The organism is Acidovorax sp. SUPP1855 (assembly GCF_030158955.1).
In the GTDB taxonomy this organism is placed as follows: Bacteria; Pseudomonadota; Gammaproteobacteria; order Burkholderiales; family Burkholderiaceae_C; genus Paracidovorax.
The window spans coordinates 1-13,940 of record NZ_BQXI01000016.1; the positions used below are offsets into that span (position 1 = coordinate 1).

The window sequence follows — 13,940 nt, forward strand, 5'->3', positions numbered from 1 at the left end:
GTTTTGACCCTATCGTCTAGAGGCCTAGGACATCACCCTTTCACGGTGAGTACCGGGGTTCGAATCCCCGTAGGGTCGCCAAGTTTGTAGCACTTGGCTTGTGTCTTTTCACAAGCAAACGCTGCCTGCCAGGAGTGGTAGTTCAGTTGGTTAGAATACCGGCCTGTCACGCCGGGGGTCGCGGGTTCGAGTCCCGTCCACTCCGCCAGTCAAAGCCCTTGCAGGTCTTGGATGTGCAAGGGTTTTTCTTTGGTGAATGCCGAAGAAAGTGGGGGTATAGCTCAGCTGGGAGAGCGCTTGCATGGCATGCAAGAGGTCATCGGTTCGATCCCGTTTACCTCCACCACTGAGATTTAGAGAACGGTTAGTTCCCAGGTTTTGACCCTATCGTCTAGAGGCCTAGGACATCACCCTTTCACGGTGAGTACCGGGGTTCGAATCCCCGTAGGGTCGCCAAGTTTGTAGCACTTGGCTTGTGTCTTTTCACAAGCAAACGCTGCCTACCAGGAGTGGTAGTTCAGTTGGTTAGAATACCGGCCTGTCACGCCGGGGGTCGCGGGTTCGAGTCCCGTCCACTCCGCCAAATGGAAGCCCTCGCAAGCAATGCTTGCGAGGGCTTTTTCTTTGGTTTTTGGTGGCGAGAGGCGGCTTCGCTGCGTGGGATCTGTCCATCCGTTCCGGATCAATCAATAGTGGCTCCTCATAAGAATGCTGCAATGCCAGCGGATGGCCTGGTCTGAAAAAGGGCTTTACATGTTGTCGATCCGGGTGCGCATCGCACTGCCGCCGGATGGACCCCTTAGATGAGCCCACAGAACGCACCTTTGTTTTGGACCCGAGGGAAGGCGCATTGCAGCGGGCCTGTCCCGAACGGGCACAATCGCGCCTTTTCGCCCACTTGCCGTCAAAGGATCGCTCCTGCCGCCACAGCGCCACCGCTCGGCAGTCCAGGGCCATGCCGGCATCGCACCACCCCTTCCATGCCCATCGACCGCTCCCTGCCTCTCCCCCACACTGGCCCCGCGTCCGCCCGGCTGCAGTCCATCGACGCGCTGCGCGGGCTCGTCATCCTGTTCATGCTGCTGGACCACGTGCGCGAAACCTTTTTCCTGCACCACCAGGTCAGCGACCCCATGGTCGTCGCGGCCACCTCGCCCGACCTGTTCGCAAGCCGGCTGCTGGCCCACGTGTGCGCGCCGGTGTTCGTGTTCCTCACGGGGCTGTCCGCCTGCCTGTATGGTTCGCGGCAGGGCGGAGGCCGAGGGGCGGCCTCGGTGTTCCTGCTCCAGCGTGGGTTCTTCCTGGTCGCGCTGGAACTCACGCTGGTGAACTTTGCCTGGACCTTCCAGTGGCCGCCCCAGGTGGTGTACCTGCAGGTGATCTGGGTGATCGGCCTGAGCATGCTGGCCCTGGCGGCGCTGCTGTGGTTGCCGCGCACCGTGTTGATCGCTCTGGGCGTGGCGATCGTGGCCGGGCACAACCTGCTCGACGGGCTGCATTTTCCGGTCGGACATGCGCTGCACATTCCCTGGGCGGTGCTGCACGACCGCGGCTGGATCGAAGTGGGCGAATCGCTGCGCCTGCGCACTTCCTATCCGCTGTTGCCCTGGATCGGCGTGATCGCGCTGGGCTATGCGGCTGGACCCTGGTTCCTGGCGTCCGCAGATGTGAGCGCGCGGCAGCGCCGCCTGCTGGCCTGGGGCACGGGGCTGCTGGCCGGGTTTGCCGTGTTGCGCTGGTGGAACGTGTACGGCGACAAGCCCTGGGTGGCGGGCGACACGGCCCTGGCCACCGCGATGTCGTTTTTCAACGTGACCAAATACCCGCCTTCACTGCTGTTCATCGCGCTCACGCTGGGCATCGGCCTGCTGGTGATGCGGGCGTTCGAGCGGGCGCGGCCCGGAGCCGGGCTGCGGGTGCTGGCGGGGTTCGGTGCCGCGCCCATGTTCTTTTACCTGCTGCACCTGTACGTGCTCAAGCTGCTTTACCTCGCGGCAGTGGTCGTGTGGGGCAAGACCCAGGGCACGTATTTCGGGTTCGACGCCATGTGGGCCGTCTGGCTGTGCACGGCCGTCTTGGCCGTGGCGCTGTACCCAGCGGTGAAGGCCTTTGGGGCCTTCAAGGCGCGGCGGCGCGACATCGCCTGGCTCAAGTACCTTTGAGCGTGGGCGGTGCCGTCGCGAATGCCCGCGTTGGTGCGCAGCCTGGTCAGTGGGGCCGGCCGGAGGTGTCTGCCCGGTTTACCTCGACGGAGACGTGCATCAGTTCCTCGTGCACGCTCAGCAGGCGCTTGAAGAAGTCGGGCGCCACGGACGGATGGGCCGTGGACAGCGACAGGATGCAGGCGTACAGGTCCGTGCCCACACGCCACACGTGAAGGTCGCACACGCTGGCGGGAATGGGGCTGGCGGCGATCGTATCGCGGATTTCCTGCACCACGGGCGCGTCCATTTCCGCGTCCAGCAGCACCCGCCCGGTATCGCGCAACAACCCCCAGGCCCAGCCCGCGACCAGGGCCGCGCCCAGCAGGCCCACGGCCGGGTCGAGCCAGTCGGCGCCCCACAGCAGCCCCCCGCACAGTGCGGCGATGGCCAGCACCGACGTGGCAGCGTCGGCCACCACGTGCAGGTAGGCCGACCGCAGGTTCAGATCGGCTGGCGTCATCCCATGGCTGTGGCCGTGGCCTTCATGCGCAGGGTGTTCGTGGTGCGAGTGGTGTGCCTGATGCACATGCCCGCCCCGCAGCAGCCAGGCGCACGCCAGGTTGACCGCCAGTCCCAGCGTGGCCGTGAAGACGGCCTGCTCATACTGGATGGGCGCCGGGGCGAGGAGCCGCTGCACCGACTGGTAGACCATGAGCCCGGCCACGAGCAGCAGCAGGATGGCGCTGGTGTAGCCGCCCAGCACCTCGATCTTCCAGGTGCCGAAGGCGAAGCGGCCGTCGCTCGCGTGGCGCCGGGCCGCGGCATACGCCACAGCGGATAGCCCGAGCGCCAGGGCATGCGAGCCCATGTGCCAGCCGTCCGCCAGCAATGCCATTGAGCCGAAGGCCCAGCCGCCGACGATTTCCGCCACCATCATGGCGACCGTCAGTGCCACCGCCCAGCGGGTGTTGCGCTCGGCCAAGGGATTGCCGTGGCTGAAGACATGGGGGTGCTGCCAGCCGGCTGCGAGGGGGGCGTTGGCGGAAGGGTTTTGGGTCATGAAAGTCATGGTGAAAGATACTGTACCCCAGTATATTTTCAGCCCTTCGTACAATCCGGTCATGGCCCATACCATCCACGGAAAAAAGAAGCTCCTGGCCCGCGTGCGGCGCATCCAGGGCCAGGCCGCGGCCCTGGAGCGGGCGCTCGAACAAGAGGCAGACTGCATGGCGGTGCTGCAACAAATCGCGGCCATCCGCGGCGCGGTGAACGGCCTGATGGCGCAGGTGCTGGAAGGCCACATCGTTCAGCACCTGGGTGACCCCGCAGCTCCCGCGCAGCAGCGCGCGCAGGACGTGGCGGCGGTGGCCTCGGCGCTGCGCTCCTACCTCAAATAGGCCGGGTGCTCCGGGGCAAGACCGCGCTCGGCCGCCGGCCAATCGGGCGCCCCAGCGGCGGATGCCGCCGTTGGCGACAATCGGGCCCATGTTTCCTTCGCCCTTCCTTCGCGCCGCCCTCGTTCTGGGCCTTCTTTCGGCCATCGGCCCCTTTGCCATCGACATGTACCTGCCGGCGCTTCCCGACATCGGGCGCAGCCTGGGCGCGCAGGTCGGCGCCGTGCAGTGGAGCCTGACGGCGTTCTTCCTGGCGCTGGGAGCGGGGCAGCTGTTCTACGGCCCGGTGTCCGACATGGTGGGGCGCAAGCCGCCGCTGTATTTCGGGCTGCTGCTGTTCACCGCGGCGAGCGTGGGCTGCGCCCTGGCGACCGAGATCGAGACGCTGGTGGCGCTGCGCTTCCTGCAGGGCCTGGGCGCCGCCGCGGGGATGGCCATTCCGCGCGCCGTGGTGCGCGATCTGCACACCGGCACCGATGCCGCGCGCCTGATGGCGCTGCTGATGCTGGTGTTCAGCGTGTCGCCCATCCTCGCGCCGCTCGCGGGCAGCGGGGTCATCGCCCTCACCGGCTGGCGCGGCGTGTTCTGGGTGGTGGCGGTGGCCGCCATCGCGGGGCTGGCGCTCGTCTATGGCGCGCTGCGCGAGACGCGTCCTGCCGCCGACCGGGTGGAAAGCAGCCTGGGCGGCGCCCTGCGGGCCTACGGGCTGCTGCTGCGCGATCGCCATTACCTGGGCCTGGTCTTCATCGGCGGCTGTGCCATGTCGGGCTTCTTCGTGTACCTGGCGGGATCGCCGTTCGTGCTCATCAACCACTACGGGCTCACGCCCACGCAGTACAGCCTGGCGTTCTCGCTGAACGCGGCGGCCTTCATCGGCTCGTCCCAGTTCACCGGCCTGCTCGGCCAAAGGTTCGGCCTGGTGCCGCTCGTCAAGGTGGCGGCCAGCGCGGCCGGCGTGGTCATGGTGCTGTTGCTGGCCTACTACCTGCTGGGCGGCGACCAGCTGGCGGTGTTGATCGCGCTGTATTTCGTGTCCAGCGCCTTCATGGGGCTGGTGATTCCCACCACCTCGGTGCTGGCGCTGGAGCAGCACGGCGCCATCGCCGGCACGGCCTCGGCCCTGCTGGGCACGCTGCAGATGCTGACGGGCGCGGCGGCCATGGGCATTGTGGGCGTGTTCGCCAACGGACAGCCCTTGCCCATGGTGATCGGCATGGCCGCAGGCGCGCTGGTGGGCGTGGCGCTGACCTGGATCACGCTGGCGGGCCCGCATGCCGCCGGGCCGGTGGAGGCGCGGGTTTGAGCCCCGGTCCGGGCGCCGCCGCCGTGGGGCAGGGCGCGCCCGCCGCCTCCGACGGGCTGCCTCCGCGCGACCGCGCGCGGGCCATGCTGGTCATCATCCTCGGGCTGACCGTGGCGGTGCTGGACGGCAGCATCGTCAACCTCGCGCTGCCCGGCATCGCTCGCGAACTGAACGCGGGCGCGGCGCGGGCCATCTGGGTCGTCAATGCCTACCAGATCGCCACGCTGGTCATGTTGCTGCCGCTCGCCTCGCTGGGCGAGCGCATCGGCTACCGGCGCGTGTACCTGCTGGGCATGGCGCTGTTTGCCGTGTCGTCGCTCGGGGCCATGCTGGCCACATCACTCCCCGCGCTGGTGGTGGCGCGCGCGGTGCAGGGGCTGGGTGCGGCGGGCATCATGAGCGTGAATGCCGCGCTGGTGCGCCTGACCTATCCGCGCGCGCATTTGGGCCGGGGCATGGCCATCAACTCGCTGGTCGTGGCCACCTCGTCGATGGCCGGGCCATCGGTGGCGGCGGCCATCTTGTCGTTCGCATCGTGGCCCTGGCTGTTCGCGCTGAACCTGCCGCTGGGCCTGTTCACGTTGTGGCTGGGGCGGCGCGCGCTGCCGTTCAATCCGCCCAGTACGCACACCGGCGCGCGGCTGACGGTGCTGGACGTCACGCTCAACGTCCTCATGTTCGCGCTGATCTTCATCGGTGGCGAGCAGCTCGGCGTGCGGGGCGAGGCCTCGCGCGCGGCGGCCCCGCTGGGCTGGGCGCTGCTGCTGGCCGGCGTCGCGGTGGGCTGGGTGTACCTGCGGCGGCAGCGGCGCGTGGCTGTGCCGCTGTTTCCGGTGGACCTGCTGCGCATCCCCGTGTTCGCGCTGTCGATGGGCGCGTCGGTCGGGGCCTTCTGCGCGCAGATGCTGGCCTTTCTGTCGCTTCCGTTCCTGCTGCTGGAGGCGCAGGGCCGGTCGCATTTCGAGGCGGGCCTGCTCATCACCGCCTGGCCGCTGGCCATCGTGGTGGTGGCGCCGTTCGCGGGACGGCTCATCGGCCGCTTCGCGGACGGCCTGCTGGGCGGCGTCGGCATGGCGGTGTTCGCCTGCGGGCTGGTGGCGCTGGCCGTGCTGCCGCCGCAACCGGGCGTGTTCGACGTGGCGTGGCGCATGCTGCTGTGCGGGGCGGGCTTCGGGCTGTTCCAGTCGCCCAACAACCACACCATCGTCGCCTCGGCACCGTTGCACCGTTCGGGCGCGGCCAGCGGCATGCTGGGCACCGCGCGCCTGACCGGGCAGACCCTGGGCGCCGTGCTGCTGGCGGGCATCTTCGCGGTCTGGGGCCAGCACGACGGGCAGGGTGAATCGGTGGCGCTGATGGCGGCGGCCGGCTGCGCAGCGTTGGCGGGCGTGTGCAGTGTGATGCGGCTGCGGCACGGCGCCACGGTGCATGCCTGAATCGGGTTTTGGCCTTTTAGGCCGCCAGCGCAATTGATACTAGGGCATTTTGCTATTAAATTAATAGCATTCCCTTTGGGGCATGGTCGGTCGCTTGAGGCCCGTCGCGCTAACCCAGGGGCGCCACCTGCTCCGCCAGCGTGCGCAGGGTGAGGGGCGCGCACCCTTCAGCATGGTTGCTGACCGTGACGAAGGCATTCTGGCCTGCGCCGGTCACCCCCGCGATCGTGCGCGCCAGCACGTCGTGCACCTCGGGGGCCGGGTGCAGGATGCGGTCGTAGGGGGCGTAGAGCTTTTCGGCGTCTTCGTACCCATAGGCGCCGTGCACCGGGTTCAGGTTCCAGCGGCACACCAGCGGTCCGGGCCACAGCCGGCGCAGCAGGTGCAGTTGCTCCGCCAGCGGCGGCATCTTGGCGTGCAGCCCCACGCAGTAGGTGGCGCCGGCTTCGCGCAGCACGGCGGCAAAGTGCGGCATGAACTCGGGCGACAGCCACTCGGGGTCGCGCACTTCCACGGCCAGCACGCCGTCCGGCGCGGTGGGCGCCAGTGGCGGCTGCGCGAGCAGCATCGTGCGCAGGCGCTCCAGCACCTGCGGCAGCCGGTCGAGCTGCGCCAGCGGCAGGGGGCTCAACTGGAACACCAGCGCACCCACCTTGGCGCCCAGGCCTTCGAGCGCGGGCGTCACGAATTCCTGCGTGGCCAGCGCGGCATCCAGGAACGCCGGGTTGGCCTGGCGCCCGCGCCCGTCCTCGCCGCGCACCAGCGCATCGGTCACCAGACTGGGCGCCTTCACCACGAAGCGAAAGTCATGCGGCACCTGCGAGGCGTAGCGCTCGTACTGGCTCACCGTGAGCGGCCGGTAGAAGCTGCGGTCGATGCTCACCGTGCGCATCAGCGGGTGCTGGGCATACACCGGCAGGCCGTTCTTGGAAAGCGTCTGCTCCGAATGCTCGCCCTCCCACAGCAAGCCCTTCCAGCCGGGGTAGGTCCACGACGACGTGCCCATGCGCAAGCGCGACGGCAGCCGGTCGGCCAGTGCGCGCAGGTCGTCGTCCCAGGCCGCCGGTTGCACCGTGCCGCTGCGGCGCACGGCAGGGGCCTTGGCCTCGGTGGGCTCGGCCGATGGGGCAGGGCGTCTGGCGGGCGCCGCAGCGGGCGGCTTGGGGGGAACGGGCAGGTCGCCGAAAAGATCGTCTTGCATGGAGGGAGTCGATGAGCGGGCGCGCAGAAAGCGGATGAAAGGCAGGAAGTGCGGGCCCTGCACGGTATCGAGGTGGGGCGCGATGGCGTGTTCTTCCAGACCCGTGCTGTTTCCTTTGGTTTCGGCGCCGCAACGGCGGCACCCCGGACGCCGCGACCAGTCATTCGCCCGAAAACAGCCCCCCTTCGTTCAGCAGTTCATAGGCGATGTCGGGGTGACGGTCCATGCTCTTCTTGATCGCGGCGGGAATGGCCTGCCGGGTCTTGCGGCACAGACCCCGCTGCTCCAGCACCAGGATGGCGATGCCGCGCAGGCTGCGGACCTCGTTGGGGCTGGTGGTGATGCTCAGGCGGATGCCCAGTTGCGCTTCCAGCCGGTCCTGCATGCGGCGCAGTTCGCCCAGGCTGCCCAGGTTCTCCAGCCGGTCGATGAGCCGTTTTTCCTCCTCCCGCGTGAGGCGCAGCACGCGCAAGTCGCCGCTCGGCGCCTGCAACAGCGCATCGCGGTCGCACACGCACGCGCCTGGCGGGCATTCAGTGCGGACCGGATAGGGGAAGGGCGTCATGGTCTTAAAGGCGCAGGCGTTGGTTGTGGTGGCGTGGCGGTGGTCTGCGCATTTTAGGGACGCCCCCCGCGCTCACTGCGCGCTGTACACCAGCCCGGGGCGCGTTCCATCAAGGTCGTCGGTCTCGCCGTCCTGCACCGGCTCCGTGCCGAAGGTGCGCCCCAATGCCACGAAGCGGTACGCGCCCTGGCGGTCGGTGTAAACGGCCCAGCCGCCGGGCGTGATGGCAATCCCATGCCAGGGGCCGGCGATGCGCGCGTCCGCCACGCTGGCCACCTGCTGCCCATCGGCGGTGCGGTACACGCGCAGTTCGCCGGTGTTTCGCAAAGGGGCGGTGTCGGCAGCGCCTTGGGCGGAGGGGGCGGGGGGCTGCGGCCGCTGGACCTCGCGCACGGCAAACCGCCCTCCCGGCGCCAGCCGCAAGGGGCCGCTGTCCGCATCGGGGGGGCCGGCCAGCCGCACGAAGCGATGCGCGGCGCGATCGGCAAAGCCCGCCTGGGCCTGCGGCGTGCCTTGGGACGGGCCGGGACCCGCGAACTCCACCAAGGACACATCGCCCGACCATTGGGTGAAGCGTGCAAAGGCCAGGCCCTGGCCGCCCGCATACCCGGCCAAATCGGCCGTGGCATCAGGCGCCCCCTCGGATGGGCGGGGCACCCACTGGCCGGCCTGCGGACCACGCACCATGCGCGGCGGCGTGCCGTTGAGCACGTCGAACATTCCCAGGTCCGCCTGCTGGCGCAGCGTCCAGTCGGGCAGCGAGAACGTCAGCAGTCGATAGGCTTTCTGCCCATCGGCATCGCTGCGGTAGAACTGGGGCGTCGCGACCAACTGCACTTGGCGCTCTGCTGTGCCACCCGTGCCATCCGTGGCAGCGGGGCGGGCCAGGCAACTGTCGGGCTTGACGCCCGGAGACGGCGCCACAGCGACGGCCGGCGGCGTGCCGCTGCGCTCGCTGAGCGCGAACGACGAGACTTTGGCGGGCCGCGCCAGATCGAGTCGGTCCACGGTGCCGGTGCAGTAGATGACGTAGAGAAACCGGTGGCTGGCATCCGGGGCGCTTAAAGACGCTGGGTTGTTTGACGGTGTCTGTGACGGGGCATCGGCCTGACCGCCGTCCTTGTTGGGTGAACAGGCGGCAAGCAGCATGGCAGCGCACATCAAGGTGGAGCGGCGTACTGTCCGTGCGTTGTAGTTAAAGGTTGGTAAGGGGTTTTTTTGCTGAGTCATGACAATCAGAAATCCGCAGCCGCATCAACATGTTCAACATAGCGAGGGTCTCCAGCGCTGCCCCGTTCATCCACGGGCACTCTTTCCCATTCCGCACTTCCGCGCTGGCCGCTCGAATCCAGGGTGACAACCAGTTGACCGCTCTGCGTTCGTGGCCGAAACTCATGCAAGCCGTTGGCGTAGCCGTTGAATCCGCGAATCGTATCGAGTTCGAGCTGTTCATCCGTGAAGGCCGGCAGTGTGACTTGTGCTTGCGGCAAATTTTGGGCAGACCGCGCGCGATTCCATGCACCGACGAGATTTCTAAAGGACTCACTGCGTTGGGCGTTAGCAGGATAGGCACGAGCGATGCGCTCCTTTTCCTGATAAAGCGCCCATCCAGCGCGAATGTTTTCCTTCCAGTTCCAGGTTTGGTCTGCTGTGGGAGCAGGTCGGGTGATCTGCGCCAGCCCCACGCCCCCAAGCCCATCGCTGCTGTACTTTGGCCAGTTTCCAGGTGGCCGGAACTGCTGAAGCGAGCTCTCTTGGCGCAACTGTTTTCTAAACCGCACCTTGGTGGCCCCAATGCTGTTGGCGAAGGCTCGGATGGCTGTGGGCAGCGGATTGGTGCCTGCAATGGTAAGGTTCGTGCTGCTTGCCTTCAGCACGGTGCCACCAACGCGGGCGATCACATTGACGGTCAGCAAGCCTCCGCGCACTTCCGTGAATGGAATGCGCCAAGTGTTGCCATGCCCTGCCTGCGAACGAATCGGTGCATGCTGGGTTCTGCGGTTTCCTCCATAGGCAGTGTTGGTAGGCGGGACACCTCCATCGAATACAAGGGTTGCCGACCATTCATAGGTGGGTACAGGCCCAGCCGGATTCAGCGGTACGCCAGACAGCGTGGCCGTCATCACGATCTTTGGCATCGTTGCATCTGCAGAGATGAAGAAGCGCGGGCCTGCGGGTCGGCAGGTCAGTACAAGAGGCATGGTCTGGCCTAGTTTTTATAAAGCCGCAGATTCTCCCGTCTTGGGCTCCCTCGCTGGTGCTGCTCCGTGATGAAAATCGTGATGAATTGTTGTTCCGCTCCTCAAAGCAAAAAACCTCTTCTCGCTACACCGAGAGGTACTGCGCCCACAGCCCCCGATCCGCATTGAGCGCCTCGGAATCCCCTTGCCACACCACGCGCCCGCGCTCCAGGATCACGTGCCGATCGGCCAGGCCCATGAGGCGGTGCACGTACTTGTCTACCACCAGGATGGTCTGTCCCGCAGACTTGAGCGTGGCCAGGCACCGCCAGATTTCCTCGCGGATCACCGGGGCCAGGCCCTCGGTGGCTTCGTCCAGGATCAGCAGGCGCGGGTTGGTGGACAGCGCGCGGCCGATGGCCAGCATCTGCTGCTCGCCGCCCGACAGCTGGTGGCCCAGGTGGTGCTCGCGTTCCTGCAGGCGCGGGAACACGCCGTAGATGCGCTTCAGGTCCCAGGGCTCGCCCAGGCTGCTGCGGTTGCTGGCGAAGGCCAGCAGGTGTTCGCGCACGCTGAGGTTGGGGAACACGTGGCGGCCCTCGGGCACGATGGCCAGGCCCAGGCGGGCGATGGCGTCGCTCTTCATCGCCCCGATGGCCTGGCCCGCGAAGCGGATGGCGCCGGCCGTGGGGCGCAGCGCGCCCACCAGGGTCTTGATGGTGGTGCTCTTGCCCATGCCGTTGCGTCCCAGCAGGGACACCACTTCGCCCGCGGCGATGTCGAGGTGGATGCCGAACAGCACCTGGCTCACGCCGTAGCCGGCCTCCAGGCCCTGGCAGCTCAGCAGGGGCTCGGCCACGGGCGCGGACCCATGGTGCATCGAAGGCGTGGGCGCGCTCATGGGGTGGCCTCCAGGGTTTCGGTGCCCAGGTACACGGCCTGCACTTCGGCGTTGCTGCGGATCTCATGGGGCGTGCCGGCCGTGAGCACCCGGCCGTACACCAGCACCGAGATGCGGTCGGCCAGGCGGAAGACGGCCTCCATGTCGTGCTCGATCAGCAGCACGGCCATGTCCCGGCGCAGGCTGTCGATCAGCTGCACCATCTGCTGCGATTCCTCCGGCCCCATGCCGGCCATGGGTTCGTCGAGCAGCAGCAGCTTGGGCGCGCAGGCCAGCGCGAGGGCCACGTCGAGCGTGCGCTGGGCGCCATGGGGCAGGGCGCCGGCGATGCCGTCCATGCTGTGTTGCAGGCCCACGCGCTCGGCCAGCCGGTCGGCGGCCTCGTACAGCCCGCGCGCCTGCGAGCGCGGCTGCAGAAAGCGAAAGCTCGACCCGCTGTGCGCCTGCACGGCCAGCAGCAGGTTGTCGCGCACGGTCTGCCGGGGAAAGATGCGCGTCACCTGAAAACAGCGCGACAGGCCCTTGGCCACCCGGCGGTGCATGGGCAGGGCGGTAATGTCGGCGCCATCGAGCAGAACGCGGCCCGCGTCGGGTGCGAGCAGCCCCGAGATCTGGTGGACCAGCGTGGTCTTGCCCGCGCCGTTGGGGCCGATGAGGGCGTGGACCTCGCCGTGCGCCACGGTCAGGTCCACGTGGTCGGTGGCCAGCAGGCCACCGAAGCGTTTGACCAGGCCCTGCACTTGGAACAGGCTCATTGCGCGCTCCTTGCGCGCAGGTCCGCCAGCGCGGCCAGGCCCCTGGGCGCGTACAGCGCGGTGGCGATCAGTAGCAGGCCCAGCGGCATGTGCCAGTGGTCGGTGTGGAGCTTGAGCGCCTCTTCCAGCGCCAGCCACACGGCCGCGCCCAGCGGCCCGCCCCAGCGCCGGCCCAGGCCGCCGATGACGACCATCACGATGAGCGTGGCCGACTGCGTCCAGTGCATCATCGCCGGGCTCACGAAGCTGTTGCCCGTGGCCAGCAGCGCGCCCGCCAGGCCCGCCACCGCGCCGGCCAGGGTGAAGGCGGCCAGCTGCAGCAGGTACACCGGATAGCCCAGCGCGCGCATGCGCGTCGCGTTGTCGCGGATGCCCGCCAGCGCCGCGCCGAAGCGCGAGGCCGTGGCCCGGTCCAGCCACCACAGCACCAGCGCCACCAGCGCCAGCACCACCCAGTACAGGGTGGGCTCGTGCATGGCGTTCAGGCCCAGGCCGAGCACGGGCCGCATGGGCAGGGTGTAGCCGTCGTCCCCGCCGTAGCTGCGCAGCGAGACGAACACGAAGTACAGCATCTGCGCGAAGGCCAGCGTGATCATGATGAAGTACACGCCCTGGGTGCGCAGCGAGATGGCGCCCACCAGCGCAGCCGCCAGCGCGGCCAGCACCATGGCGGCGCCCCACACCACCCAGGCCGAGGTGGCGCCCGCGTCGCTGAGCACCACCACCGTGTAGGCGCCCACGCCCATGAAGCCCGCATGCCCCAGCGCTACCATGCCGCCAAAGCCCATGATGAAGTTCAGGCTGGCGGCGGCCAGGGCCACGACCAGCACCCGGCGCACGAAGCCGATGTAAAAATCCAGCCCCAGGGCCGATGCCACCAGCGGAAACACCGCCAGCGCCGCCAGCAGGGCCAGCGGCAGCAGCGCGCCGCGCCAGCGCGGGGCGGCAGGGCGCTGCGGCGGGGAAGAGGAAGTCAGGGATGCAGCAGACATGTCGCTCAGGCCTTGGCAGAAAACAGCCCCGCGGGGCGAAAGCTCAGAACCGCCGCCATCAGGGCGTACATGGCCACCTCGGCGCACAGCGGCCCTAAGTCGGCGGCCACGGCGGGCGGCAGGGTGGCGCGCAGCAGCAGCGGCAGGAACGCGCGGCCGATGGTGTCCACCAGTCCCACCAGCAGGGCAGCCACGAAGGCGCCGCGCAACGAGCCGATGCCGCCGATGACGATCACCACCAGCGCGGGGATCAGGATGGATTCGCCCATGCCGACCTGCACCGCCATCAGCGGCCCCATGAGGGCGCCCGCGAGGGCCGCCAGGGCGGCACCCAGCACGAAGATGCCGCAGAACACGCGCCGCACGCGCACGCCCATCAGCTCGGCCATCCAGCGGTCCGACGCGCCCGCGCGCACCAGCATGCCCACGCGGCTGTGGTTGACCAGCAGGTACAGCAGACCCGCCACCAGCACGCCCGCGCCCAGCACCACCAGGCGGTACGACGGGTAGGGCAGGCCGGCGAACAGTTCCACCGGCCCCGAGAGCCAGGCCGGCGTGGGCGCCATGACGGGGGAGGGGCCCCACACCATCTTCACGGCATCGTCCGCCACGAGGATCACGCCGAAGGTGGCCAGCACCTGGGCCAGGTGGTCACGCCCGTAGAGGCGGCGCATCAGCGTCACCTCCAGCAGGGCCGCCACCGCCACCGTCACGGCCACGGCCACCAGCACCGCCACGGCGAACGAGCCGCTCTGCACATGCACCGTGGCGGCCACGTAGGCGCCCACCATGAACAGCGAGCCGTGCGAGAGGTTCATCACGTCCATGATCCCGAAGACCAGGGTGAGCCCCGCCGCGATCAGGAAAAGCATGAGCCCGTAGCCCGCGCCATTGAGCAGTTGTTCGAAGACGAGGATCGGATTCATGGCGTGGCGCCAGTGGATGAGGAGGGGTTCGATGTCATTTCAGGGTTCCATGTCCGCAAGCGACGCGCGCTGCCTTTCAAAACGGGCGCGGCCCCAGGCCAGCAGCCGCCGCGCAAGGGCCGCCCCGCCGCGCTGGCGGCGTC

Annotated in this window: 13 protein-coding genes and 5 tRNA genes; 9 read left to right on the forward strand and 9 right to left on the reverse strand. The window is 68.4% G+C overall.

From position 1 onward, the window contains the following. Positions 1–5: 5 nt before the first annotated feature. The 6 genes from AVMA1855_RS14875 to AVMA1855_RS14900 all read left to right on the forward strand — a co-directional run bounded on the left by AVMA1855_RS14875 (position 6) and on the right by AVMA1855_RS14900 (position 2,162). Positions 6–81 (forward strand) — tRNA-Glu (locus tag AVMA1855_RS14875). A gap of 50 nt (positions 82–131) precedes the next feature. Further along, positions 132–208 (forward strand) — tRNA-Asp (locus AVMA1855_RS14880). Positions 209–270: 62 nt separating this feature from the next. Further along, a tRNA-Ala gene (locus tag AVMA1855_RS14885) sits at positions 271–346 on the forward strand. Between the two features lie 34 nt (positions 347–380). Further along, positions 381–456 (forward strand) — tRNA-Glu (locus AVMA1855_RS14890). A gap of 50 nt (positions 457–506) precedes the next feature. Then, a tRNA-Asp gene (locus AVMA1855_RS14895) sits at positions 507–583 on the forward strand. A 397-nt stretch (positions 584–980) separates the two neighbouring features. Beyond that, positions 981–2,162 carry an acetyltransferase domain-containing protein gene (locus AVMA1855_RS14900; RefSeq protein ID WP_284426301.1) on the forward strand — a complete coding sequence of 394 codons (1,182 nt, stop codon included), beginning with the start codon at positions 981–983 and terminating at the stop codon, positions 2,160–2,162. A gap of 46 nt (positions 2,163–2,208) precedes the next feature. On the opposite strand, the gene dmeF is transcribed toward AVMA1855_RS14900, so the two are convergent. Further along, the gene (dmeF, locus tag AVMA1855_RS14905) at positions 2,209–3,204 is read right to left on the reverse strand and encodes a CDF family Co(II)/Ni(II) efflux transporter DmeF (RefSeq protein ID WP_284426302.1); all 996 of its coding nucleotides are present in this window, start codon (positions 3,202–3,204) and stop codon (positions 2,209–2,211) included. Between the two features lie 61 nt (positions 3,205–3,265). Between dmeF and AVMA1855_RS14910 the strand changes: the two genes are divergently transcribed. The 3 genes from AVMA1855_RS14910 to AVMA1855_RS14920 all read left to right on the forward strand — a co-directional run bounded on the left by AVMA1855_RS14910 (position 3,266) and on the right by AVMA1855_RS14920 (position 6,277). After that, the gene (locus AVMA1855_RS14910) at positions 3,266–3,541 is read left to right on the forward strand and encodes a metal/formaldehyde-sensitive transcriptional repressor (RefSeq protein WP_284406194.1); all 276 of its coding nucleotides are present in this window, start codon (positions 3,266–3,268) and stop codon (positions 3,539–3,541) included. An 88-nt stretch (positions 3,542–3,629) separates the two neighbouring features. Then, entirely contained in the window at positions 3,630–4,841 is a 1,212-nt protein-coding gene (locus AVMA1855_RS14915) for a multidrug effflux MFS transporter (RefSeq protein ID WP_284426303.1), read from the forward strand. An 83-nt stretch (positions 4,842–4,924) separates the two neighbouring features. Continuing rightward, entirely contained in the window at positions 4,925–6,277 is a 1,353-nt protein-coding gene (locus AVMA1855_RS14920; RefSeq protein WP_284426379.1) for an MFS transporter, read from the forward strand. 109 nt (positions 6,278–6,386) lie between these two features. On the opposite strand, the gene AVMA1855_RS14925 is transcribed toward AVMA1855_RS14920, so the two are convergent. From AVMA1855_RS14925 to AVMA1855_RS14960, 8 genes are all read right to left on the reverse strand, one after another. Next, positions 6,387–7,478 (reverse strand): DUF72 domain-containing protein, encoded by a 1,092-nt coding sequence (locus tag AVMA1855_RS14925; protein WP_284426304.1) that lies wholly within the window; start codon positions 7,476–7,478, stop codon positions 6,387–6,389. A gap of 160 nt (positions 7,479–7,638) precedes the next feature. Further along, a complete protein-coding gene (locus tag AVMA1855_RS14930) occupies positions 7,639–8,043 on the reverse strand; it encodes a hypothetical protein (protein WP_284426305.1) in 405 nt (134 codons plus the stop codon). A 72-nt stretch (positions 8,044–8,115) separates the two neighbouring features. Next, the gene (locus AVMA1855_RS14935; RefSeq protein ID WP_284426306.1) at positions 8,116–9,192 is read right to left on the reverse strand and encodes a hypothetical protein; all 1,077 of its coding nucleotides are present in this window, start codon (positions 9,190–9,192) and stop codon (positions 8,116–8,118) included. Between the two features lie 86 nt (positions 9,193–9,278). After that, positions 9,279–10,244, reverse strand: a complete 966-nt coding sequence (locus tag AVMA1855_RS14940) for a hypothetical protein (RefSeq protein ID WP_284426307.1) — start codon at positions 10,242–10,244, stop codon at positions 9,279–9,281. A gap of 124 nt (positions 10,245–10,368) precedes the next feature. Beyond that, on the reverse strand, positions 10,369–11,124 hold the full coding sequence (locus AVMA1855_RS14945) for an ABC transporter ATP-binding protein (protein WP_284426308.1): 756 nt from the start codon (positions 11,122–11,124) through the stop codon (positions 10,369–10,371). Next, positions 11,121–11,879, reverse strand: a complete 759-nt coding sequence (locus AVMA1855_RS14950) for an ABC transporter ATP-binding protein (RefSeq protein ID WP_284426309.1) — start codon at positions 11,877–11,879, stop codon at positions 11,121–11,123. The genes AVMA1855_RS14945 and AVMA1855_RS14950 overlap by 4 nt, the downstream gene beginning before the upstream one ends. Beyond that, the gene (locus AVMA1855_RS14955; protein WP_284426310.1) at positions 11,876–12,871 is read right to left on the reverse strand and encodes a branched-chain amino acid ABC transporter permease; all 996 of its coding nucleotides are present in this window, start codon (positions 12,869–12,871) and stop codon (positions 11,876–11,878) included. Before AVMA1855_RS14955 ends, AVMA1855_RS14950 begins: the two co-directional genes overlap by 4 nt. Before the next feature lie 5 nt (positions 12,872–12,876). After that, on the reverse strand, positions 12,877–13,797 hold the full coding sequence (locus tag AVMA1855_RS14960) for a branched-chain amino acid ABC transporter permease (protein ID WP_284426311.1): 921 nt from the start codon (positions 13,795–13,797) through the stop codon (positions 12,877–12,879). Positions 13,798–13,940: the final 143 nt, after the last annotated feature.

Excerpts from the sequence above, each read along its gene's own strand:
- AVMA1855_RS14925 (WP_284426304.1), bottom strand. The coding sequence starts at position 7,478 with ATGCAAGACGATCTTTTCGGCGACCTGCCCGTTCCCCCCAAGCCGCCC.
- AVMA1855_RS14920 (WP_284426379.1), top strand. The coding sequence starts at position 4,925 with ATGCTGGTCATCATCCTCGGGCTGACCGTGGCGGTGCTGGACGGCAGC.
- dmeF (WP_284426302.1), bottom strand. The coding sequence starts at position 3,204 with ATGACCCAAAACCCTTCCGCCAACGCCCCCCTCGCAGCCGGCTGGCAG.
- AVMA1855_RS14940 (WP_284426307.1), bottom strand. The coding sequence starts at position 10,244 with ATGCCTCTTGTACTGACCTGCCGACCCGCAGGCCCGCGCTTCTTCATC.
- AVMA1855_RS14930 (WP_284426305.1), bottom strand. The coding sequence starts at position 8,043 with ATGACGCCCTTCCCCTATCCGGTCCGCACTGAATGCCCGCCAGGCGCG.
- AVMA1855_RS14935 (WP_284426306.1), bottom strand. The coding sequence starts at position 9,192 with ATGCTGCTTGCCGCCTGTTCACCCAACAAGGACGGCGGTCAGGCCGAT.
- AVMA1855_RS14900 (WP_284426301.1), top strand. The coding sequence starts at position 981 with ATGCCCATCGACCGCTCCCTGCCTCTCCCCCACACTGGCCCCGCGTCC.
- AVMA1855_RS14960 (WP_284426311.1), bottom strand. The coding sequence starts at position 13,797 with ATGAATCCGATCCTCGTCTTCGAACAACTGCTCAATGGCGCGGGCTAC.
- AVMA1855_RS14915 (WP_284426303.1), top strand. The coding sequence starts at position 3,630 with ATGTTTCCTTCGCCCTTCCTTCGCGCCGCCCTCGTTCTGGGCCTTCTT.
- AVMA1855_RS14955 (WP_284426310.1), bottom strand. The coding sequence starts at position 12,871 with ATGTCTGCTGCATCCCTGACTTCCTCTTCCCCGCCGCAGCGCCCTGCC.
- AVMA1855_RS14945 (WP_284426308.1), bottom strand. The coding sequence starts at position 11,124 with ATGAGCGCGCCCACGCCTTCGATGCACCATGGGTCCGCGCCCGTGGCC.
- AVMA1855_RS14910 (WP_284406194.1), top strand. The coding sequence starts at position 3,266 with ATGGCCCATACCATCCACGGAAAAAAGAAGCTCCTGGCCCGCGTGCGG.
- AVMA1855_RS14950 (WP_284426309.1), bottom strand. The coding sequence starts at position 11,879 with ATGAGCCTGTTCCAAGTGCAGGGCCTGGTCAAACGCTTCGGTGGCCTG.